Source organism: Amycolatopsis sp. WAC 01375 (assembly GCF_003947325.1).
In the GTDB taxonomy this organism is placed as follows: domain Bacteria; phylum Actinomycetota; class Actinomycetes; order Mycobacteriales; family Pseudonocardiaceae; genus Amycolatopsis.
The window spans coordinates 169,822-190,080 of sequence record NZ_QHHW01000025.1 but is presented as its reverse complement, the minus strand read 5'-3'; the positions used below and the strand labels follow the sequence as shown (position 1 = coordinate 190,080).

Genomic DNA, 20,259 nt, shown 5'->3' with positions numbered 1-20,259 from the left:
ATCGGCGAGCCGGTATGGGCAGCAAAGCGAGTGAACAGCGCAATCGCGTCGTTACGGCGCTGGAGCGGGTCCGGCACCAGATCGGGCTCGTCCTCGGCGCCGCCGCCGGCGCCCGCCAGTCCGCCGAAGCGGAACTGGCCAAGCTTCGACTGGAACAGCACATAGTCCGGGTGGGGATGAACAACTCCACCTCGGAGCAGTACACCGAATGGTCGCGGCACCCCGCCGCGAACGAGGTGTTCGGCCTGCTCGGCAACGTGCGTGGCCAGTTCTACGCGGACTGGGAAGCGGGCCCGAACGAGCTGCGCGAACTAGTCGCGAACAACGCGCCGGGCCCCGCGAGCCGGGAGCCTGGCAACTGGCTCGGCCGCGTCGGCGGGAATCCCGGCATCACCGCGCCGGGGTTGTGGCGCATCGGTTCGGCGACCGTGCCGGGCCGGGATGTCCCGCGCACGTTCGACGTCGCGCTGCCGCTGCTCGACGAGTCGCATCTGTCCATCACATCGGCGCCGAAGACCCGGGCCGCGGTGGACGGCATCGTGCAGAACCTGCTGACGCGGATCCTGAGCACGTTCGAACCCGGCGCGGTGCGCGTCCACCTGTGGGACGTCGGCCAGCTGACCGCGATCCTGCCCGACCTGTATCCGCTGAGCCGCACGAGCGCGCTCACCCTGTACGACCCCGGACGGCTCGAAGACCTCCTCGACGAGCTGGCCGGGCACATCCGCCGCATCCACGCGACCGGGATGCAGGCGGGGCACACGTCGCTGCGGGAGATCCGGCGGGCGAGCGGCCAGCGCGTCGAACCGTTCCGCGTCGCGGTGCTCTACGGCAACGGCGAGACGCTCGAACCGGAGCGTGCCCGCGAGCTGAAACGCGTCGCCACCGGGGCACTGGCCGCCGGGATCTGCCTGATCCTGATCGACGTGCCGACCATGCTGTCGACGTCGGTCGAATCGCTGAGCCTGCACGACGACCGGCACGCGACGAGCAGCATGACCGGCCCCGACCTGATCGTCGACCTCGACCCGCCGATGCCGTCCGGGCAGGTCATCCGGGCCGCCGGGCGGATCGCCGAGGCGCTGATCGCCAAACAGGGCGGGCCCCGCGCGTTCGCCGACCTGCTGCCCACCGAACTGGGCAAGGAGAGTTCGGCGCGGGAACTCCGGGCGCCCGTCGGGTTCTTCGAGGGCGAGCCGGTGGAGGTCGTCATCGGTGACGCCAGCCCGCACGTGCTCATCGGCGGGCCGAGCGGTTCGGGGAAGACGAACTTCCTGTACTCGCTGCTCGGCAGCTTCGCGGCGCGGTACTCACCGGACGAACTCGCGCTCTACCTGCTGGACTTCAAGGAAGGCGTGTCGTTCGCCGGGCTCGCGCCGGGGCGGCGGGACGCCAGCTGGCTGCCGCACGCCAAACTCATCGGGGTCAACGTCAACACCGACCGCGAGTTCGGCCTGGCGCTGCTGCGGTTCCTCGCCGACGAGCTGCGCCGCCGGTCCGCCGCGGCGAAACTGCACGAGGTCACCAACCTCGCGGACCTGCGCGAACAGGATCCCGGCGGGCACTGGCCGCGGATCGTCGCCGTCATCGACGAATTCCAGTACCTGTTCGCCGGCCGCGACGGCGTGACGGCGACCGCGACCCAGCTGCTGGAGGACATCGCGCGGCGAGGCCGGTCCCAGGGCATCCACCTGGTACTGGCGAGCCAGGACGTCGCCGGGATCGAGGCCTTCTGGGGCAAACCGGCGGTGTTCGAGCAGTGCACGCTGCGGATCGCGATGCCGAAGGCGCGGCGCGTGCTGTCCGAGACCAACAACGCGGCGGTCTCGGCGCCGAAGTGGCATGCGGTGATCAACCACGATTCCGGTGTGGCACACGGGAATCAGCTCGCCCACGTGCCCGACGCGAGCAGCAAGGACGTCTTCAACAAGCTGCAGCAACGGCTTTGGGAACAGTACTCGGAGTCGTTCAAGCGGCCCCGGCTGTTCGACGGCGCGCATTCCCCGGTGCTGGAACAGTTCCCGGCGTTCGCCGAGCTGAAGCCGACGGACAAACCGCGCGCGCTGCTCGGCCAGTCGATCGACGTCGACGAGGCCGCCTGCGGGGTGGATCTGCCGAAAGCACCGGGCCGGAACGTCGCCGTCCTCGGCGCGGCCACGGCGGAGGCACTGTCCATCATGGACTCCGCCGCTCGATCGCTGGCCCGCCAGTATCGCTTCGAGTCGGTGGAGTTCGTGCTCTCGTGCCCCATCGAAGCCTCCGTCCCCGCGGTGGCCGAGCTGGCCGAGCGACTGCGCGCGGAGGGACACGAGGCGACCCTGGTCGACGATTTGCCCGCCCGGGTAATCGATATCGCGGAGAAACTGTCCTCTTTGGACAAAGCACAGGTGCTGCTGCTGTACGGCGTCGACGCCTCGATCCCCGCGCTGGAGGCGAAGGCGCCCGGTCAGCTCAAGAGCGGTTTGGATCAGCTGCGGGTACTGCTGAAGCAGGGCCCGACGCACGGCGTCCACACCATCGGCTGGTGGCGCAGCATCGCCCGGCTGAAGGACACCCTCGGTTTCGCGGGCACCGACGACATCGGCACCTGGGCGGCCTTGGACGTCCAGGGCAACGAACTGTCGCCGTTCGCCGCGGGACAGGTCGTGCACTGGTCGCCGCGGGCGGGCCGGGCACTGTTCTTCGACCGCACCACCCACGGCGCCCCTGAGGTGATCATCCCGTTCCAGCGTCCGGAAGGGCTTCTCGATGGATGACGGCATCACCGCGGCCATGCGGTACAAGGAGATCGTCGGCCGCGCGCGGACTTCGGCGGAGAACCTCCGCAACTGGGAGATCGGCCGCGCGGACGAACTGGAGGCCCGGCTCGCCGAGGCACAGCAGGCCGTCGCGGACGCCGCCGAACGCGAGCAGCGCGCCGTCGACCGGTGCACCCGCTGGTGGAAAATGGCGCAGCACAACGTCGAAGGACTTTCGTGGCTGCCCGACGACGAGGACCCGAGGCCGGTCCCGAACGCGCGGCCCAGCTACCTGGAGAAGTACCTGGAAGAGGTCAAGCCGAGCTACCAGGAACTCGTGCAGGCCGTGCTTTCCCTGGGCTGGCGCGCGAAACGCTCCTGACCACGCAATTAGTCACCTACTTGCGAGATACACCTGAGCAAGTAGGTGAGTTCCGCCTCCCGTCACACGAGATCCGCCCCTGATCACGCGAGTCACGCCTGGACACAGCGGCAGTGTCGCGAAAGTGGCTTTCGCGACACCGGGGGCCGCCACTCACGACTACCAGGCTGGCCACGAGCCACCACCACGTAGCGAAGGCCTCCTTCACTACCTTCAGGGTAGTGAAGGAGGCCTTCACGGACTTTCGCGGATTACGGCACCCGGGCACGTGTGCGCGCGGCTGGAACTCGCGCGACTGGAGCCGGAACTCACGTGCTTGCCGCCGGATCACGCATGAAAGCCCCGATCACGCGCGCTACTACGGCCTCCCGAAGACGCGCTCCAGGTAGTCCGCCAGGTCGTGGAACGCGTCCAGGACCGGGTTGCCGGCGCTCGGCCGGAATCGCAGCACCTGCGGGTCGTGGTCGCTGGCCTGCTTCGCGAACTCCGCGTTCAGGTGGACGACGTCGTAGTCGAGCCCGCGCGGCGCCTTCGACGCCAGGATGTGGTCCAGCACCTGCGACTGGCCCTCGAAAACGTAGCTGTACCGCTCGTTCTCGGGCAGCGAAGCGATGAGGTCCTTCAGCGCGCCACCTGCGGTCAGCTTCTGCACCGCGGGCGAGAACGGGTAGTCGTTGATGTCACCGGCGACCACGATGTTCGCGTTCTTGTCCGACGCGAGCAGCTTGTCGACGAAGCCGCGGAGCACGGTCGCCTGTTTGACGCGCTGCACCTCGGAACTCCGGACCGGCGGCTGGTTGCGGCCGTGCGTCGGCTGGTCGCCGCCCTTGGAGTTGAAGTGGTTCGCGATGACGAACACGGTGCGGCCCTGGAAGACGAACTCGCCGACGAGGGGCTTGCGGCTGGCCTCCCACGCTTCGTTCGCCGGGTCGACGCGGCCGGGCGAGACGGTCAGGTGGGTCTTGCCGCGTTCCTTGACCACGTCGACCGGGGTGGTCGCGTCGCCGCCCTCGCGGTCCACAAAGGACACGCGCGCCGGGTTGAACAGGAAGCCGACGCGGATGTTGCCACCCGGCTGCCCCCCGTCCTTGCCGTTCACCGGATCGATCTGGCGCCATTCGTAGCGCGGTCCGCCGGCGGCGACGATCGCGTCGACGAACTTCCGCAACGTCTGATCGGCGGCGACGGTGCCGTCGTTCACCGGCCCGTTGTTGTCCTGGATCTCTTCCAGGTTCAGGATGTCCGGCTTCGCCAGATTGGTGGCGATCGCCTTGGCCAGCTCGCCGAACTTCTCCGCACCGTCCAAAGCGGACAGATTCTCGACGTTGTAGGTGGCCACCGAAAGCTCACCACCGCGCTGCGCGCGGGTGCTCTCGCGCCGCAACCCGTTGTCCTTGGCGGCACCGAGCTTCGTCGCGAACAGCGTGTAACCGCCGAAGTTGCTGTACTCGACCGGCCCGGAGGTCTCACCGGTGAGCACGTCGCCGGTGTTGACCTTCGGGAACGGCTGTTCGGCGAACGGGATCAGCGAAGCGACCTTGAGCACGCCGGTGTTGAGCCGGTCGTAGTCAAGGTACACCGCGCCACCGCGGACGCTCGGGTTCTGCTTCGGTTTGGTGGTCACGTAAAGCTCGTTGAACGACGACGTCGGGCCGACGACGCGCGCGTCGGAGACGCTGACGATCTCGCTCTCGTGCGTCTCCCAGAAGTCCAGCGAGTACTTCGCCGGCTCCAGCGGCAACGGCTCGATGGTTCCGCCGGGAGCGGGGGCGACGGTGTCCGGAACCGTTTCCGGCGTGACGACGGTCGCCGCGGGCAAAGCGTTTCCGCTCGAATCGACCGTCCACTGTGCACTCGTCAGTTCGGTGAGCGACTGGTACGGCGAGGTCGCGGGCGCGTCCGGGTAGAACTCGCGGACGGTGCCGGCGGCGGTCACCGCGTCGCCGACGGCCACGGCGGGAGTGGTCGAGCCGGTGAAGACGAACAGGCCCTCGCTGGTGCGCGGGTCGGCGTCGGGCGCAGTGTCGGTGAGCCAGAACCCGCGGGCCGAGCCGAAGCTCCGGATCGCGGTCACCACACCGGTGACCCCGGCGACCTTGCGGTCCTTGAACGGCGAGATCCGGGTGGTGCCCTGGATCTCGTGGATCTTGGCGGTCACCGGCGGCGGGCCGGTCTCGCCCGGCGTCTCACCCTTGCCGTTCGTCGGGGTGGGCGCCCCGGAGGTGAAGTCGGCGGCGTTGTCGTCGGTGTCCGCGAGCGTCGTCCCCCTGGCGACGGACGCGGTGTTGGACGGCGCGGGCGCCGCCGCGCCCTCACGGATGGTGGCTGTCGAGCCGAAACCGACCAGGTCCTTGATCCGGGTGTCGGCCGCACAGTCGGCGGCCGTCTTGCAGGTCAGCGCCGTGGTGCCCTGGACGAGCGCGATGGTGCCGGCGGTCGCGGACAGGGCCAGCGAACCGGTGGCGTCCGGCGTCGGCAGCGCGACGGTGCCGCCCGCGCCCTTCGACTGGGCCACGAGGTACCGCGCGCCCGGCGCGACACCGCCGGTCAGCGGCGTGACCTGCCAGCTGCTCCCCGACGCGGGCGCGTACTGGACGCTGAAGCCGTCGAGGCTCACGGCGGCCGCGCCGCGGTTGGCGAGTTCGACGAAGTCGTTGGTCAGCGTGGCGCCCGAGTTGCCGCCACCGCCGTAGACCTCGGCGATCACGGCGTCGGCGCTGGGCGCGGCGAGCGCGGCCGGAGCGGATACACCGCTCACGACCAGCCCGGAAGCGACGGCCACGGTCAGGGCCCTTCTCCGGGCGGCACGTCGGGATATGGTCACGCTGAGTCCCCTTTTCGCAAGATCGGTCGAGGAATACTCCCCCGGACAAGTGAAATGAGGAAGACGACAAGACAACGATTCGTCACCGCTAGTGTCGCGTGACCCTGCTTGCCTTACGCCGCTGCGGCCCACGCGGCCCCTGGCTGCGCCGAAGAAAACCCCTGGTACAACCAGTACAAGCGGCTTTCTTCGACTTGCCAGGAACCACGTGGATCCACAGCGGACGCAAGGCGGCAGGATCACGCGACACTAGTCCGTTCGGACCCACACTTTCGTAGTTCCCAGCGCCGGTTTCGCGTGAGATGATCGGCTTCCGCCGCCTGTCACACCAGGAGGCGTCCTCATGCGCAGACTGCTTTGCGTGCTCATCGCGGCAGGTCTCGTGACCCCGATCCCCCAAGCGGCCGCCAAGCCACCGGAGAAGACCTCGTTCGAGGTGATGACCCCGGCGAGCACGGTCGCGTCCCGCACCGACCGGCGGCCGAACGCGGGCGGGATCTTCGACCCCGTCGCGCGCAAGACGTTCATCTCGTGGTCCGGTAAGGCGGCGGACACCTACGTCCAGGCCTACGACCACCGGACCGGCGCCTGGACCGCGCCGAAGAAGATCGCCGACGGCGAATCCGATCCGCACAACTACCCGACGATGCTCCTGGCGGGCGACGGGCACCTGCTGATCTTCCGCGGCATGCACAACACGCGGACCGTGATCAGCCGCGCGCCGCGCGCCCATTCCCTCGAGGGCACCTGGACGGACACCGAGGTCCCCGAGGGTGACGCGGCGAGCTACCCGATGCCGGTCAAGACCGCCGACGGCACGCTGTTCCTGTTCTATCGCGAGACGACCAATCAGGTCACGCCGGGCGCGAACACGGACTTCCGGCCGATGAAGTACCTCGTCTCCCGCGACAACGGGCGGACGTGGAGGAACTCCGTGCAGCTGACCGGAAAGCAGTGGGCGTTCGGCTCGCTGGGCAGGGCCGACCACATGGACGAGGTCTACGTCGGGCAGCTGCGGTACCTGCCGTCCGCCGGGCGGATCCAGTTCGTCTACACCCTCGCGGGCGGCGGGCCGGCACAGCACAAGCACGACGTCTACCACCGCAACGTCCACTACCTGTCGTTCGACGTCCGCACCCTGCACTTCTTCTCCGCGGCGGGCCGCGACCTCGGCACGCAGGTCGACGACGCCGAGCAGGAGCGGTACCTCAAGGTCGCCGAAACCCCGCTCGAACTCCCCGGCGGGCTCAAGTCGCCGGATTACATCCTGCAGGTCGGCACCCAACGCGACGGCAAACCGTTCGTCACGTGGTTCCAGTTCGACGCCGCGGGTTCGCCGCGCGATTTCGCGGGCGCGTGGAACGGCCGGGACTGGGAAGTGCGCGAAGTCGCGAACGGACTCCGTTTGCGCGAGATCGAACAGCTCAATGGCGGCACTTGGCGCGTTTACGGTACCCGCGACGGACAACCGAACATCGAAACGTTCCTGCTGGAGAACGGCCGCGTGTGGAAGCCAGAAACCGTGATCACCACACCGAAACCGGTCCAGCGCGTGGAAATGATCACCGGTTTCCGGGACCCCGCGCGCATTCTGGCGACCGGCGCGTCCAGTGCGCGTGACGTGTCCGTGGCCGACGGTGACATTTATGTAGCGGGAACCCCGCACAAATAGCCCATTGGGGTTTCCCTGCCTTAAATGAACCTCAAGTCCGGGTACACCCGGCCATTTCCGGCGCTACCTTGGATCACGTGAGCGAGGACACATTCTCCCGCTCACGTGACCCGAGGGGGTGTGTCGGATGGGATTGCTCATCGCAGGCATGGTCGTCGGATCGCTGCTGGCCTTCGCCCTGATCGTCGATCTTCGCGACCGGAGGCGCGGCGGCTCGCGCGAAATCCGCCGGAACGCTCACCGGGGAGGGTGAGCAGGGGGAACTGGGGGCGCACCGCCGGTGCACGGGACCCGTCGGGGGAGGACGGAGCCCGTACACCGGCGGTGTGTCATTTCAGCCGTCCTTGCCGCTCGCGAGTTCCTGCCTGCTCTTGTACTTCCCGATGAGCGACTTCGCCCCGGCGACCGCCGCCTTGCCCGCGCCCTTCGCGCCGGCGGCCAGGAAGGTCGTCCAGTCGAAGTAGTCGCGCCACAGCACGATCCGGCCGTCGCGCACCTCGAACGTGCCGCACACCCAGAACTCGGCCTCCCACGAACCGCGGCGCAGGACGTCGGTGCGTTCGGTGAGCACGATCGGGCCGTCGGCGGCGATGTGGTGGGTGCGCGCCTCGAACCCGCTGCCGTAGCGGGCCATGGTGCGCAACTGCTTCTCCACCGCCGAAAGGCCACGGGCAGGCGGCAGCGGGACGTTCTGGTAGACGATGTCGATCGCGACGAAGCCCAGCGCGCGGTCGATGTCGAACTCTTCGAGGGCCTGAAGGAAACCGGTCACCACGGTCTTCGGATCCGTCATGCCTGCCAAGGCTAATCCGATTTTGAACCGCCGGAAGGTCACAGCCGTATCACAGGAGGAGAGGGGCCGGTTTCCCCTGACTACGGAGGTATCGATGCGACGGCGACTGCCGATGGCACTGTTCGGGCTGGTCGTGTGGGTGCTCGCGGGCTGCTCGACGGCCACGGGCGCGGCGCCGACGACGCCGGGCGCCAACCAGGCCGACATCACCTTCTCCCAGCAGATGGTGCCGCACCACCAGCAGTCGATCCAGGTCGCGAACCTGGCCGCGGAACGATCCGCGTCCGAGTACGTGAAGGCCACCGCGGCCAAGATCGTCAAGGCCGAGTCGGCCGAGGTCCAGACGATGACCGGCTGGCTGCAATCGTGGAACGCGGCCGTGCTGCCCGCGGCGGGCCACGCCGGGCACACGATGCCGGGGATGATCACCGCCGGACAGGTCGCCTCGCTGCAGAACCTGACCGGCGCCGAGTTCGACAGGACGTGGCTCCCGCTGATGGCCGAACACCTGCGCAACGGCGTCGAGATGGCCAAAACCGTGCTGTCGTCGGGACAGCACGGCGAGACCAAGGCGCTCGCTCAGGAGATCGTCGAGAACCAGACGGCGGCGATCGACGAGATCACCGCTCAGCTTTCTTGACCCCCTGAAGGCCCCGGAAGGCCCTCCGGTATTGTTCTCGGCGGTGGCGTGTCCGAGCGGCCGAAGGAGCACGACTCGAAATCGTGTGACGGTTAATACCCGTCCGTGGGTTCAAATCCCACCGCCACCGCAGCGAAGAGCCGGTCTCCACGGAGACCGGCTCTTCTGCGTCCGGACTACTTGTTGAACTTGTCCTTGAGTTCCTGCACGCCACCCTCGGCGCGGTCGCGCAGGTCGTGGCCGGCCTCCTTGACCTGGCCTTCGGCCTGGTCGGCCCGGCCCGAGTTCGCGAGGTCCTGGTTGTCGGTCTTCTCGCCGAGCTTCTCCTTGGCGGCGCCGATGGCCTGCTCGGCCTTGTCCTTCGCCTTGTCGAAAACGCTCATGGCGGGTGTTCCTCCTTCGACTGCGGCCACCGTTTGCGGCCGCCTGCCTCAGGGTTACCCGGGTCGCCGGATCCGACACATCTGTCACCCGGTGCGGTTACCCCGTTGCCCGTGGAAGAAGTCTTCGAGCAGGGCCGCGCATTCGGCCTCCAGGACGCCGCCGACGACTTCCGCGCGGTGGCTGAGCCGACGGTCGCGGACGACGTCCCACAGCGACCCCACGGCCCCGGTCTTGGGCTCCCATGCGCCGAAGACGACCTTCGCGACCCGGGCCATCACGAGGGCGCCGGCGCACATCGTGCACGGCTCCAGCGTCACGGCGAGCGTGCAGCCTTCGAGCCGCCAGCCGTCGCCGTAGAGCTTGGACGCGGCCCGCAGCGCGAGGATCTCCGCGTGCGCCGTCGGGTCGCCCAGTTCTTCGCGGGCGTTGCGCGCCGAGGCGAGCGGTGTCCCGTCCGGGGAGAAGACGACGGCGCCGATCGGCACGTCGTCGCCCGCACCTCGCGCCGCGCCGATCGCCGCCCGGACGGCGGCGATGTCGGCGGCGGAGGCGGCGGGGCTCAGATCTCGTCCAGGATCTTGGTGAACTCGGGGGCGAATCCGCACCGCTGCGCGACCATCTGGAGTTGTTCGTCCGGATAGAGGTCGACCTCGCCGACGATCACCTGGAGTTCGGCCCCCGGCAGTCCGAGATCGGACAGGATCTCCAGATCGCCTTCCGGCCAGACCGCGTCGTCGTCCTCGTCCGGCGGGTCGACTCTCAGCACGTCGAGGACGTCGGCGGCGATGTCGTAGTCGAGCGCCGCGGCGGCGTCGGACAGCAGCAGCGACGGCCCTCTCGGACTCGGCCGGACGATCACGAAGAACTCGTCGTCGACCGCGAGCAGCCCGAAGGCGGCCCCTGTCGAACGAAGTTTTCCGAGCTCAGTGATCGCAGCGTCGAGTTCGGCCAGGGCCCCGGGATCAAGGGAGCTGCACCGCCATCGACCGTCCTCCCGCACCACGGCCACCGCGAACCCCGTGATCGGCTCTTGCACCGCCATGCGCACACCGTATTCCGCCCGCTTTCGGAACGCACGCACGGTGCGCCCGAAGCGCCGCATGCGCCACTATCGAGACATGACCGGACCGACCGACCTGCCCACCCTCCCCGATGCGCGCTTCGCCGGATTGCTGGAGGAAGCCCGCGCGCTCCAGACGAAAACCGTAGAGCTCCGCCGGGAGATCCACCGGAATCCGGAGATCGGCCTCCACTTGCCGAAAACCCAGGCCTCGATCAGGGCCGCCCTCGAAGGCCTCCCGCTGGAGATCACCGATGGCAAATCCACCACCTCGCTGACCGCCGTCCTCCGCGGCGGGAAGCCGGGCCCGGCGATCCTGCTACGCGGCGACATGGACGCGTTGCCGCTGCAGGAGGACACCGGCGTCGACTTCACCTCCGAGGAAGACGGCGTGATGCACGCCTGCGGGCACGACACCCACGTCGCGATGCTGGCGTCGGCCGCGCGGCTGCTCAGCGAGCACGTCGACGAGCTGGCCGGGTCGGTGGTGTTCATGTTCCAGCCCGGCGAGGAAGGCGAGCACGGCGCGCGCCACATGATCCACGAAGGCGTGCTCGAAGCCGCGGGCGAGCGCGTCGAGAAGGCGTTCGGCCTGCACATCTTCACCTCGGCCGCGTCCGGGGTCGTGCAGACGCGACCCGGCCCGATCATGGCGTCGGCGAACAGCTTCCACGTGAAGATCACCGGCAGGGGCGGGCACGGCTCGGCGCCGCATCAGGCGATCGACCCGGTGCCCGCCGCGGCCGCGATGGTGAGCGCGCTGCAGACGATGGTGACCCGCAAGGTGAGCGTGTTCGAGCCCGCGGTGGTCTCGGTCACCCGCATCGAGGCCGGGACCACGACGAACATCATCCCGGAGACGGCGTTCCTGGAGGGCACGATCCGCACGCTGTCCGACCGGACGCAGGCGTACGTGCGCGAGGAACTGCCGAAGGTCTGTGAAGCGGTCGGCGCCGCGCACGGCGTCCGGGTGAGCGCCGAAGTCGTCGCCGGTTACCCGGTCACGGTGAACGATCCGCTGGTCGCGGAGCGCGTGCTGGAGCTGGCGGCCGAGGTGCTCGGGGCCGACAACACCGAGGTCATGGAGAACCCGGTGATGGGCGCGGAGGACTTCTCCTACGTCCTGCAGCGGGTTCCGGGCGCGTTCGCGTTCCTCGGCGCCCGCCCGGCGAGCGTCGACCCGGACGAGGCGGAGGCGAACCACTCGAACCGCGTGGTCTTCGACGAGGACGCGATGGCCAACGGCGTCGCGATGTACGCCGCCTTCGCGCTGGACGCGCTTCGGTAGCCTTTACACAACAGTGTTGATTTAATGGATGTCATGAGCGATGACATCCTGGCCGTCCTGTCCGCACAGGAGGAGCGCCTGGTCTTCCGCCGGTTCGACAACGAGACCGCGCTGAAGCTGGGCGCCCACCTCCTCGCGGCGGCACGGGACCGCGCCCTCCCCGTGACGGTCTCCGTGCGCCGCGGCGGCCAGCGGCTGTTCCACGCGGCCCTGCCGGGGACCTCGGCCGACAACGACGCGTGGATCGACCGCAAGAGCCGTGTCGTCGACCGGTACGGGCACAGCTCGTTCCTCGTCGGCGAACAGTTCCACGCGAAGGGCACGACGTTCGAAGCCGATTCCCGCCTCGACCCGGACCTGTACGCGGCGCACGGCGGCGTGTTCCCGGTGCTCGTCGAGAACGTGGGACCGGTCGGCACCGTCGGCGTCTCGGGACTACCCCAGGCCGACGATCACGCGTTCGTCGTCGAGCAGCTGGAAACCTTCCTCGCCACACTGTCCTAAGTAGACCTCGCGGCCGAGGGGCGACCGTGTCGCGAAAGCCCCCTCTTCGCTACCGCACCCCTGCTCCCGACGTTGCGAAAGCCACTTTCGCAACGTTGAAGGTTGCCAAAGTGGCTTTCGCAACCTGCCACCCATGCCTTCCCCCATAACCCGAATCGCCACTCACGACCCACACTTTCCGGCGCCCTGGTCGCTTGAGGTACGTGAAGGGACCCTCCCGAAAGGGCCTTCCGCGACACGCCGGACTTGCCGTTCACGAGACCCGGCCTGCTAACGTGAGGTGTCACATCATATATCAGATAGGACATGCCAGTGGCCTTCTCCCGGTTCGACGAGCTGAAACGGCGGCTGTCCGGGGTGGTGGCCATCCCGGTGACCCCGTTCGACGCCGACGGCGCCGTGGCTCCGGAGTCCTACCTGAACTTGGTGGACCGGCTGATCACCGGCGGTGTCCACGTCGTGACTCCGAACGGGAACACCGGTGAGTTCTACGCGTTGGACGAGGCCGAGACGCGGCACTGCCTCGAATTGGCGGTCCGGGCCGCGGCGGGACGGGCGAGTGTGGTCGCCGGTGTCGGGCACGACGTCCGGACGGCGATCGGGGCGGCGCGGCACGCGCGCGAGGCGGGCGCGGAGCTGATCATGATCCATCAGCCGGTGCATCCGTACGTCTCGGCGGAGGGCTGGGTCGAGTACCACCGCGCCATCGCGGCCGCGGCCCCGGAACTGGGCGTCGTGCCGTACGTGCGTGATCCGAAGATCGAAGGACGGCAGCTCGCCAGGCTCGCCGACGCGGCGGAGAACGTCATCGGGGTGAAGTACGCCGTGCCGGATCCGGTTCGTTTCGCTTCGGTGGCACGGGACGCGGGGATCGATCGCTTCGGGTGGATCGCCGGACTGGCGGAGCTCTCGGCGCCGGGCTACTTCGCCGTCGGCGCGACCGGGTTCACGTCGGGGCTGGTGAACGTCGTGCCGTCGATCTCGCTGGAGATGTTCCACTCACTGCGGGACGGTGACTTCCGCGGCGCGATGGCCTGCTGGGAACGCGTCCGGCCGTTCGAGGAGCTGCGGGCCGCCGACGGCAACGCCAACAACGTGAGCGTGGTGAAGGAAGCGTTGGCACAGCTGGGTTTGTGTCGCTCCGATATCCGGCCGCCGAGCCGTGCGCTGACCGACGGCGAACGCGGGAAAGTCGCCGGGATGCTTGAGAAGTGGGGCCTTCGCTAGCGGCTTTTCGGACCGTGTCCGCACCGGCCAGGGGCGGGTGCGGACACGGCGACAGGTCAGAGGTCGTGGCCATCGACGATCGCGGCGTGGCCCTTATGGGCGCCTCGGGGCGCGCTGTAGCGCGGCGGGCGGCTGCTCACCGGACAAAGCCGGCGGGACCATGAGCGCGAAGAACGATGTGTCTGGCCGGTGCTCCTGTCTCCGATCGAGTCTCACGACCGGATGGAACCGGGGGAAATTTCCCTCGATGTCTTCGACTGTACGCCGGATCGTGCCGTTCTGGTGAATTGCTTCCGCTCCGCCGCCGTGGGACACTGGAGGCAGGCCACGGAGCGACCGTGGCGTGTTGTGGTACCAGTGCCTTTTCTCGGCCGAACCAGACCTTTTCGGTGTTCTGAAACCCGTTGCTGGATGGTCCACTTTCACGAACCAGAACGGTGTGATTCTTCCATGACCTCCACACAGACGAGGCAGGGCAGCGACTTCGCTGAACTGTCCAAATTGGTCAAAGACGCCGGGCTCCTCGATCGGCGGCGCAAGTACTACGCGGTGAAGATCGCCTTGAACCTGCTCGCCTTCGCGGGCGGCTGGGTCGCGTTCGCACATCTCGGGGACTCCTGGTGGCAGCTGTTCCTCGCCGCGTTCTTCGCGATGATGTTCACGCAACTGTCCTTCATCGGCCACGACGCGGGGCACAAACAGATCTTCCGCGGCCGCAAGGCGAACGACGTCACCGGTTTCGTCCACGGCGGACTGACCGGACTCAGCTACGGCTGGTGGGTCGGCACGCACACCCGCCACCACGCCAACCCCAACCACGAGGACGAGGACCCGGACGTCAACCTCGCCGCGCTCATCTTCACCAAGGGCCAGGGCACCGGACGGCGCGGTTTCCTGCGCTGGATGGCGAAATACCAGGCGTTCCTGTTCTTCCCGCTGCTGCTGCTGGAAGGCCTGAACCTGCACGTCTCGAGCATCACGGCGATCTTCCAGCGCGGCTTCAAGCGGCGGAAGCTCGAATCGGCGCTGATGCTGGCCCACATCGCCGCGTACCTGACAGCGGTGTTCGTGGTCCTCTCGCCCGGTGTCGGCTTCGCCTTCATCGCCGTGCACCAGTGCCTTTGGGGTGTGTACATGGGCTGCTCGTTCGCCCCGAACCACAAGGGCATGCCGACGCTGTCGGCCGGGCACACGCTCGACTTCCTGCGCAAGCAGGTGCTCACCTCGCGCAACGTGCGCGGCGGCCCGGTCGTCGACTTCGCGCTCGGCGGGCTCAACTACCAGATCGAGCACCACCTCTTCCCGAGCATGGCGCGGCCGAACCTCAAGCACGCGCAGGTGATCGTGCGGGAGTTCTGCGCGAAGCACGGCATCGACTACGCCCAGTGCGGCTGGGCGGCCTCGTACGGCTACGTACTCCGGCATCTGCACGAAGTAGGGGCGCCGTTGCGCACTCAACCGGTGGCCGCGCGATGACCTCCTCCATCCGCTCACTCGGCGATGTGGCCGAACCCGCCGCCGACGACCGCTGCCCGAGCTGCCCGCATCCCCTGTCCGCGCACGACGCGATCGCCCGCCGCTTCTGCACCGCGACCGCGGCCGGCGGGTTCAGCCGCGGCTGCACCTGTGCCACGAAACCCGAAAAAACCGAATAGAGGATCACCATGAACGCCGATACCGTCCCCGTCTCCCGCTACGAGATGCGGGTCGACACCGTGAAGAAGATCGTCAACGAACACACCGACCTCGGCAACGAGGCCGCGTTCGCCTTGGCCGTGCACATGGTGCGGGCGCTCGACACCGTTCCGGAGCCCGTCCGCTAGCAAGTGTGGCGGAGCTGAAGACGAACTCGGGAACCGGACCGAAGTCTTGCGCCCCGCCGACGCGATCGCGGACGCGGGTTCACCGTGCCCACTGCGAGTGTGGCCGCGGTTACCCGCCCGTTAACAAGGCGTCAGCGAGCCCCCGGAACGCGTCAGGGAGACGTTGCCGAAGCGGCCGTGCCGGGTCGATCGGAGTTGTGCTGAGGAGAGCACTGACCGATCGACGCGGAGGTAACCGTGACGCTCAGCGAGCTCCTGCCCAGCCTCGGCTGTGAGGCCGCCGACCACCTCGAACCCGGGGTCTGGCCGCGGAGCACCCGGCTCGGGGCCGGCGGGGAACTGCTGTTCGCCGGTACGCCGGTGTCCCACCTCGCCGCGAGGTTCGGGACACCGGCGTACCTGCTCGACGAGGACGAGGTCCGCCAGAACGCCCGCGCGTACCGCCGGGCGCTGCCGGACGCCGAGGTGGCGTACGCGAGCAAGGCGCTGTGCATCCGCGCCGTCCTGCGCTGGATCGCCGAAGAAGGACTTTCCCTCGACACCTGCTCGGCAGGCGAGATCGCGGTGGCGCGGTCGGTCGGCTTTCCCGCCGAGCGGATCCTGCTGCACGGCAACGCGAAGTCCCCCGAAGACCTCAAGGCGGCGCTGTCCTACGGCGTCCGCCGGATCGTGGTGGACTCGCTCGACGAGATCGAGCAGCTCGGCGCGCTGGCCACCGGCGCGCAGCAGGTGCTGATCCGCGTGACACCCGATGTCGCGGCTGGGACGCACGCGGCGATCACCACCGGCACCGAAGGCCAGAAGTTCGGCTTCTCGCTGCGCGAGGAGGTCCGCGACAACCTCGGCCGCGCCGTCTCCGCGGTACTCGCGCAACCCGGGCTCCGCCTGGCCGGTCTGCACTGCCACATCGGTTCGCAGGTGTCCCGGGTCGATTTCTACGAACTGGCCGCCCGCAAGATGATCGCGGTGCTGGTCACGCTCCGCGAAACCCACGGCGTCACCCTGCGCGAACTGGATCTCGGCGGCGGGCACGCCGTGCGTTATCTGCCCGGCGACACGGGTTTCGACATCGACGGCTATGTGCGCCGCCTGCGTGTCGCGCTCGCTTACGAATGCGCTTCCCACGGTTTCCCGCTGCCGAAACTGACGATCGAACCGGGCCGCGCGATCGTCGGCCCGGCGGGGATCACCGTGTACCGGGTCTGCGCGGTGAAACGCGGTTCGCGCACCTTCGTCGCCGTCGACGGCGGGATGAGCGACAACGCGCGGCCCGCGCTCTACGGGGCGGCGTACACCGCGCGCCTGATCGGCAGGCGCAGCCGGGCCGCACGGCGGCCGATGACGGTGGTCGGACGGCACTGCGAATCGGGTGACGTCCTCGCCGACGGGCTCTCGCTCCCCGACGACGTCCACCCCGGCGATCTGCTCGCCGTTCCGTGCACCGGGGCCTATCACCACTCGCTCGCGTCGAATTACAACCTCGTCGGCAGGCCGCCGGTGGTCGGTGTCTCCCGCGGTACGGCGACCCTGCTCGTCCGGCGTGAAACCGAGGAAGACCTGCTGAAACGCGACCTGGGCTGACGCGCCGTCCGAAAACCTCGACACCCGGCCTGTCGCGCGACAGAATCCTCGGCTCGCAGGCGCCGGGAAAGAGAATCGCGACAAACAACTTAACGGCGGTAGCATTCTGGACATTGATCGATACGCTGCGCGACAAGAATCGCATGCCGAAACAAAGGGAGGGACGGCATGGGTGACGAACCACGCGCGCAGATGGAGCAGCGCACACCTAGAGGTTTGGACAATACCGATCGCACTCTGATCGCTCTACTGCAAGTCGACGGGCGGGCCTCGTTCACGGCCTTGGCCAAGGCCGTCGGATTGTCGGAGGGTGCCGTGCGGCAGCGCGTCCAGCGGCTGCTGCGGGACGAGACGATGCAGATCGTCGCGGTCACGGATCCGGCGAACGTCGGGCTCGGCCGTCAGGCGATGGTCGCGATCAAGGTCCATGGCGATCCGCGGGCGGTCTCCGACCAGCTCTCCGGATTGCCGGACGTCCATTACGTCGTGCTGACCGCGGGAGGCTACGACCTGCTCGTCGAGGTCGCCTGCCGGGACGACGAACACCTCTTGAGTGTGCTGAACGACGACATCCGGCCCATCCCGGGTGTCGTCAGCACTGAAACACTGGTCTACCTGAAACTGGCAAAACAGACATACGCCTGGGGAAACCTGACCAAGTAGGCCAGGGCCGCCGCGCATCGGACCGGCGGCGGCCCGAAGGGGGCTTTCCCGCGTCTCATGCGGTGAAAGTCCCCTTCGCCTGGCAGGGACTTCGGGTTCTGGCGAGGTGGCGTGCCGGTCGCTTGATCGGTGCTCCCAATGTGGCATTGGAGACGCTGAACGGCCCCAATGCCACGTTGGGGACACCTGGCCCGCGTCGGACCCCAGACCACGAAACCTCACCTGAGCACCGGACCGCCTACCCCCTCGACAACGCGAATCACCACTCACGACCCGTGACCACGGGCTCACGGGCACCCGATTCAAGGACCGAAGGTGCAATGAAAGGCTCCTTCCTTGCAAATTTTGCAAGGAAGGAGCCTTTCATTGCACTCGCGGAGGGGCTAGACACAGCGCAGGTACGCGTCCGGCGTCCGCCGCCGCGTGTCGAGCCCGCGCAGCACGGCCGGCAGCGCCCCGCTGTACAAGACCCCGAGCCGCTGCGTCGCCCGCGTCAGTGCGACGTACAGTTCCGCCTCGCCGCTCGGGCCGTCCGCGAGGATCCGCTCCGGTTCCACCACCAGGACCGCGTCGTACTCCAGCCCCTTGGTGGCGGACGGCGGGATCGCGCCCGGCACTCCCGGCGGCCCGATCACGACCGAAGTCCCCTCGCGCCCCGATTCCTCGCGGGTGAACCCGGCGACCGCCTCTTCGATGTCCATTTCGGACAGTCGGCGCGCCCACGGCCGCACACCGCACGAACGCACCGAGTCCGGCGGAACGGCACCGGGCGCGAAACTCGCCAGCAGCGAAGCCGCCACCGCCATGATCTCCGACGGCGTCCGGTAGTTGACGGTCAGTTTCCGATACACCCATCGGTCGGCGACGTACCGGGAGAGCATCGCGTCCCACGATCGCGCGCCGGACGGCGACCGCCGCTGCGCGAGATCCCCGACGACGGTGAACGACCGGCTGGGACAGCGCCGCATCAGCACCCGCCAGTCCATTTCGGACAGTTCCTGCGCCTCGTCGACCACGACGTGGCCATAGGTCCATTCACGGTCCGCGGCGGCGCGTTCGGCCAGATCCCGTTCGTCGCGTTCGGCGAACCGGTCCGCCAGCTCCTCCGCCATCAGCACGTCCGTCGGCCGGAGCGCGAATTCGTAGTCGTCGTGGTCGTCCTCGACCTCGACGATCTCCAGCACCCGCTCGGCGTATTCCTTCCGTGCCAACCGATCCCGTTCCGCCGCCAGGCGTTCGGCGGTGCGGTCCCCGCCGAGCAGTTCGACGGCTTCGTCCAGCAGCGGCACGTCGGACACCGTCCACGCGTCGGCGTCCTCGCGGATCAGTGCCGGCTCGGCCCCTGCCGCCCGCAACCGCTCCGGCGAGGCGTAGAGGTCGGCGAGCAGCCGCTGCGGCGTCAGCACCGGCCAGAGGCGGCCGAGCACCGCGCGGAGCTCCTCGCTGGCTTCCAGGTCGCGCCGGGCGTTCTTCAGCAGCTCCGGACGCGTGTGCTCGTCGTCCCGCGGCAGCCAGCCCGCGCCGAGCCGGTCGACCGCGCGCGTGGCGAGCGCGGCGATCACCTCCCGGTCGAAGACGGGCCGCGCCTCGTTGTGCGGCAGACCGCTCTCCCTGGCCACCGCACGCGCGGCGGCCGCGACCTCGGCGTCCAACGGCACGGTGACGTCGTCGAGTTCGATCGGCTCGGCCTCGGCCGGTAGTTCCTGCCTGTCCGACACCGCCGCCGAAAGCACGTCCAGGATCGCCAGCGAGCCCTTCAGCCGCTGCACCGGCGGCGGATCCTCGCGTTCGGTGCGCAGACCGGCGACGAGGCCACCAGGCGTCGCGAAGACGACGCTGGTCTCGCCGAGCGACGGCAGGACCCGGCCGATGTGGTCGAGGAAGCCGCTGCTGGGCCCGACCACGAGCACGCCGCGGCGTTCCATGCGCTCCCGTTTCGTGTACAGCAGGTACGCCACCCGGTGCAGCGCCACCGCCGTCTTCCCGGTGCCGGGGCCGCCCTCCACGACCACGACGCCCGCGTGGTCCAGCCGGATGATCTCGTCCTGCTCGGCCTGGATCGTCGCGACGATGTCCCGCATCCCCTCGCCGCGCGGCGCGTTGACCGCGGCCAGCAGCGCGACGTCACCCCGTTCGCCCGCCGATTCCGGACGGCCGAAGACCTCGTCGGTGAAATCGAGGACGTCGCGTCCGAGGGTGCGGAATTGACGTCGCCGGGACATTCCTTCCGGGGACGCGCCCGTCGCGCAGTAAAACGCGCGCGACGCCGGCGCCCGCCAGTCCAGCACCAACGGTTCGTAGTCGTTCTCCTCGTCGAAAAGGCCGATCCGGCCGACATACCTCCGCTCTCCCGAAAGGGCGTCCAGACGGCCGAAACAAAGGCCCTCGTCGGCGATCTTCAGCCTGGCCATCTCGCTCGCCTTGGCGCCGACGGACACCTCGCGGTCGGAAAGCGCGAAGCCTTCTCCCCGCAGCGCACCGGCATACGCCTCCTTCACCCGCGCGCGTTCGGTGTCCAGCCGTCCGTAGAGCGACGCGACATACTGCCGTTCGGACCGCAATTCCTCGTCGTACCCCTGATTTGACAAGTTCCCCTCACAGCGGTTAGACTGACAACACATTCGGCGTACCGATCAGCATTCTTGATCGGGCGCCGATTTTCTATTGTCCACCGCTTGTC

19 protein-coding genes and 1 tRNA gene are annotated in these 20,259 nt (G+C 68.6%); 14 read left to right on the top strand and 6 right to left on the bottom strand.

What is annotated here, in order from left to right:
- The first annotated feature begins 14 nt into the window (after window positions 1–14).
- Both DL991_RS15125 and DL991_RS15120 read left to right on the top strand, forming a co-directional pair.
- The gene (locus DL991_RS15125; RefSeq protein ID WP_125784930.1) at window positions 15–2,756 is read left to right on the top strand and encodes an FtsK/SpoIIIE domain-containing protein; all 2,742 of its coding nucleotides are present in this window, start codon (window positions 15–17) and stop codon (window positions 2,754–2,756) included.
- Window positions 2,749–3,120 carry a hypothetical protein gene (locus tag DL991_RS15120; RefSeq protein ID WP_125784929.1) on the top strand — a complete coding sequence of 124 codons (372 nt, stop codon included), beginning with the start codon at window positions 2,749–2,751 and terminating at the stop codon, window positions 3,118–3,120. Before DL991_RS15125 ends, DL991_RS15120 begins: the two co-directional genes overlap by 8 nt.
- A 358-nt stretch (window positions 3,121–3,478) precedes the next feature.
- Here DL991_RS15120 and DL991_RS15115 read toward each other — a convergent pair whose 3' ends face one another.
- On the bottom strand, window positions 3,479–5,902 hold the full coding sequence (locus tag DL991_RS15115; RefSeq protein WP_199753956.1) for an endonuclease/exonuclease/phosphatase family protein: 2,424 nt from the start codon (window positions 5,900–5,902) through the stop codon (window positions 3,479–3,481).
- Window positions 5,903–6,287: 385 nt separating this feature from the next.
- On the opposite strand from DL991_RS15115, the gene DL991_RS15110 reads away from it, so the two are divergent.
- Window positions 6,288–7,616 carry a BNR-4 repeat-containing protein gene (locus tag DL991_RS15110; RefSeq protein ID WP_125784928.1) on the top strand — a complete coding sequence of 443 codons (1,329 nt, stop codon included), beginning with the start codon at window positions 6,288–6,290 and terminating at the stop codon, window positions 7,614–7,616.
- Between the two features lie 127 nt (window positions 7,617–7,743).
- Window positions 7,744–7,869 carry a hypothetical protein gene (locus tag DL991_RS43750; protein ID WP_255431296.1) on the top strand — a complete coding sequence of 42 codons (126 nt, stop codon included), beginning with the start codon at window positions 7,744–7,746 and terminating at the stop codon, window positions 7,867–7,869.
- A gap of 81 nt (window positions 7,870–7,950) precedes the next feature.
- Here the strand turns inward: DL991_RS43750 and DL991_RS15105 are convergent, their stop codons facing one another.
- Window positions 7,951–8,409, bottom strand: a complete 459-nt coding sequence (locus DL991_RS15105) for a limonene-1,2-epoxide hydrolase family protein (RefSeq protein WP_199746176.1) — start codon at window positions 8,407–8,409, stop codon at window positions 7,951–7,953.
- 94 nt (window positions 8,410–8,503) lie between these two features.
- Between DL991_RS15105 and DL991_RS15100 the strand changes: the two genes are divergently transcribed.
- Window positions 8,504–9,049 (top strand): DUF305 domain-containing protein, encoded by a 546-nt coding sequence (locus tag DL991_RS15100; RefSeq protein ID WP_125784927.1) that lies wholly within the window; start codon window positions 8,504–8,506, stop codon window positions 9,047–9,049.
- Window positions 9,050–9,091: 42 nt separating this feature from the next.
- Window positions 9,092–9,179: transfer RNA gene (locus tag DL991_RS15095), tRNA-Ser, on the top strand.
- Window positions 9,180–9,225: 46 nt separating this feature from the next.
- On the opposite strand, the gene DL991_RS15090 is transcribed toward DL991_RS15095, so the two are convergent.
- From DL991_RS15090 to DL991_RS15080, 3 genes are all read right to left on the bottom strand, one after another.
- Window positions 9,226–9,432, bottom strand: coding sequence for a CsbD family protein (locus DL991_RS15090; RefSeq protein WP_125784926.1), 207 nt, complete (start codon window positions 9,430–9,432; stop codon window positions 9,226–9,228).
- Window positions 9,433–9,516: 84 nt separating this feature from the next.
- Window positions 9,517–9,969, bottom strand: a complete 453-nt coding sequence (locus DL991_RS15085; protein ID WP_125785017.1) for a nucleoside deaminase — start codon at window positions 9,967–9,969, stop codon at window positions 9,517–9,519.
- 23 nt (window positions 9,970–9,992) lie between these two features.
- Window positions 9,993–10,475 (bottom strand): tRNA adenosine deaminase-associated protein, encoded by a 483-nt coding sequence (locus tag DL991_RS15080; protein ID WP_199746177.1) that lies wholly within the window; start codon window positions 10,473–10,475, stop codon window positions 9,993–9,995.
- A gap of 76 nt (window positions 10,476–10,551) precedes the next feature.
- Between DL991_RS15080 and DL991_RS15075 the strand changes: the two genes are divergently transcribed.
- The 8 genes from DL991_RS15075 to DL991_RS15045 all read left to right on the top strand — a co-directional run bounded on the left by DL991_RS15075 (window position 10,552) and on the right by DL991_RS15045 (window position 17,579).
- A complete protein-coding gene (locus DL991_RS15075; protein ID WP_125784924.1) occupies window positions 10,552–11,781 on the top strand; it encodes a M20 family metallopeptidase in 1,230 nt (409 codons plus the stop codon).
- Between the two features lie 33 nt (window positions 11,782–11,814).
- Window positions 11,815–12,285 carry a heme-degrading domain-containing protein gene (locus tag DL991_RS15070; protein WP_199753954.1) on the top strand — a complete coding sequence of 157 codons (471 nt, stop codon included), beginning with the start codon at window positions 11,815–11,817 and terminating at the stop codon, window positions 12,283–12,285.
- Between the two features lie 306 nt (window positions 12,286–12,591).
- Window positions 12,592–13,512: a dihydrodipicolinate synthase family protein gene (locus DL991_RS15065; RefSeq protein ID WP_125784922.1), complete on the top strand. Its 921-nt coding sequence runs from the start codon at window positions 12,592–12,594 to the stop codon at window positions 13,510–13,512.
- A 450-nt stretch (window positions 13,513–13,962) separates the two neighbouring features.
- Window positions 13,963–14,988, top strand: a complete 1,026-nt coding sequence (locus tag DL991_RS15060; RefSeq protein WP_199753952.1) for an acyl-CoA desaturase — start codon at window positions 13,963–13,965, stop codon at window positions 14,986–14,988.
- A complete protein-coding gene (locus tag DL991_RS15055; protein WP_125784920.1) occupies window positions 14,985–15,167 on the top strand; it encodes an RGCVC family protein in 183 nt (60 codons plus the stop codon). Before DL991_RS15060 ends, DL991_RS15055 begins: the two co-directional genes overlap by 4 nt.
- A 9-nt stretch (window positions 15,168–15,176) precedes the next feature.
- Window positions 15,177–15,335: a DUF6307 family protein gene (locus DL991_RS42935; protein WP_199753951.1), complete on the top strand. Its 159-nt coding sequence runs from the start codon at window positions 15,177–15,179 to the stop codon at window positions 15,333–15,335.
- 237 nt (window positions 15,336–15,572) lie between these two features.
- On the top strand, window positions 15,573–16,916 hold the full coding sequence (gene lysA / locus DL991_RS15050; RefSeq protein WP_125784919.1) for a diaminopimelate decarboxylase: 1,344 nt from the start codon (window positions 15,573–15,575) through the stop codon (window positions 16,914–16,916).
- A 168-nt stretch (window positions 16,917–17,084) separates the two neighbouring features.
- Window positions 17,085–17,579 carry an Lrp/AsnC family transcriptional regulator gene (locus DL991_RS15045; protein ID WP_125784918.1) on the top strand — a complete coding sequence of 165 codons (495 nt, stop codon included), beginning with the start codon at window positions 17,085–17,087 and terminating at the stop codon, window positions 17,577–17,579.
- Between the two features lie 383 nt (window positions 17,580–17,962).
- On the opposite strand, the gene helR is transcribed toward DL991_RS15045, so the two are convergent.
- Window positions 17,963–20,167 carry an RNA polymerase recycling motor ATPase HelR gene (helR, locus tag DL991_RS15040; RefSeq protein ID WP_305016687.1) on the bottom strand — a complete coding sequence of 735 codons (2,205 nt, stop codon included), beginning with the start codon at window positions 20,165–20,167 and terminating at the stop codon, window positions 17,963–17,965.
- Between the last annotated feature and the right edge of the window lie 92 nt (window positions 20,168–20,259).

Coding starts and splice junctions, on each gene's coding strand:
- DL991_RS15125 (WP_125784930.1), top strand. CDS start 15: ATGGGCAGCAAAGCGAGTGAACAGCGCAATCGCGTCGTTACGGCGCTG.
- DL991_RS15120 (WP_125784929.1), top strand. CDS start 2,749: ATGGATGACGGCATCACCGCGGCCATGCGGTACAAGGAGATCGTCGGC.
- DL991_RS15110 (WP_125784928.1), top strand. CDS start 6,288: ATGCGCAGACTGCTTTGCGTGCTCATCGCGGCAGGTCTCGTGACCCCG.
- DL991_RS43750 (WP_255431296.1), top strand. CDS start 7,744: ATGGGATTGCTCATCGCAGGCATGGTCGTCGGATCGCTGCTGGCCTTC.
- DL991_RS15105 (WP_199746176.1), bottom strand. CDS start 8,409: ATGACGGATCCGAAGACCGTGGTGACCGGTTTCCTTCAGGCCCTCGAA.
- DL991_RS15100 (WP_125784927.1), top strand. CDS start 8,504: ATGCGACGGCGACTGCCGATGGCACTGTTCGGGCTGGTCGTGTGGGTG.
- DL991_RS15090 (WP_125784926.1), bottom strand. CDS start 9,432: ATGAGCGTTTTCGACAAGGCGAAGGACAAGGCCGAGCAGGCCATCGGC.
- DL991_RS15080 (WP_199746177.1), bottom strand. CDS start 10,475: ATGGCGGTGCAAGAGCCGATCACGGGGTTCGCGGTGGCCGTGGTGCGG.
- DL991_RS15075 (WP_125784924.1), top strand. CDS start 10,552: ATGACCGGACCGACCGACCTGCCCACCCTCCCCGATGCGCGCTTCGCC.
- DL991_RS15070 (WP_199753954.1), top strand. CDS start 11,815: ATGAGCGATGACATCCTGGCCGTCCTGTCCGCACAGGAGGAGCGCCTG.
- DL991_RS15065 (WP_125784922.1), top strand. CDS start 12,592: ATGCCAGTGGCCTTCTCCCGGTTCGACGAGCTGAAACGGCGGCTGTCC.
- DL991_RS15060 (WP_199753952.1), top strand. CDS start 13,963: ATGACCTCCACACAGACGAGGCAGGGCAGCGACTTCGCTGAACTGTCC.
- DL991_RS15055 (WP_125784920.1), top strand. CDS start 14,985: ATGACCTCCTCCATCCGCTCACTCGGCGATGTGGCCGAACCCGCCGCC.
- DL991_RS42935 (WP_199753951.1), top strand. CDS start 15,177: ATGAACGCCGATACCGTCCCCGTCTCCCGCTACGAGATGCGGGTCGAC.
- DL991_RS15045 (WP_125784918.1), top strand. CDS start 17,085: ATGGGTGACGAACCACGCGCGCAGATGGAGCAGCGCACACCTAGAGGT.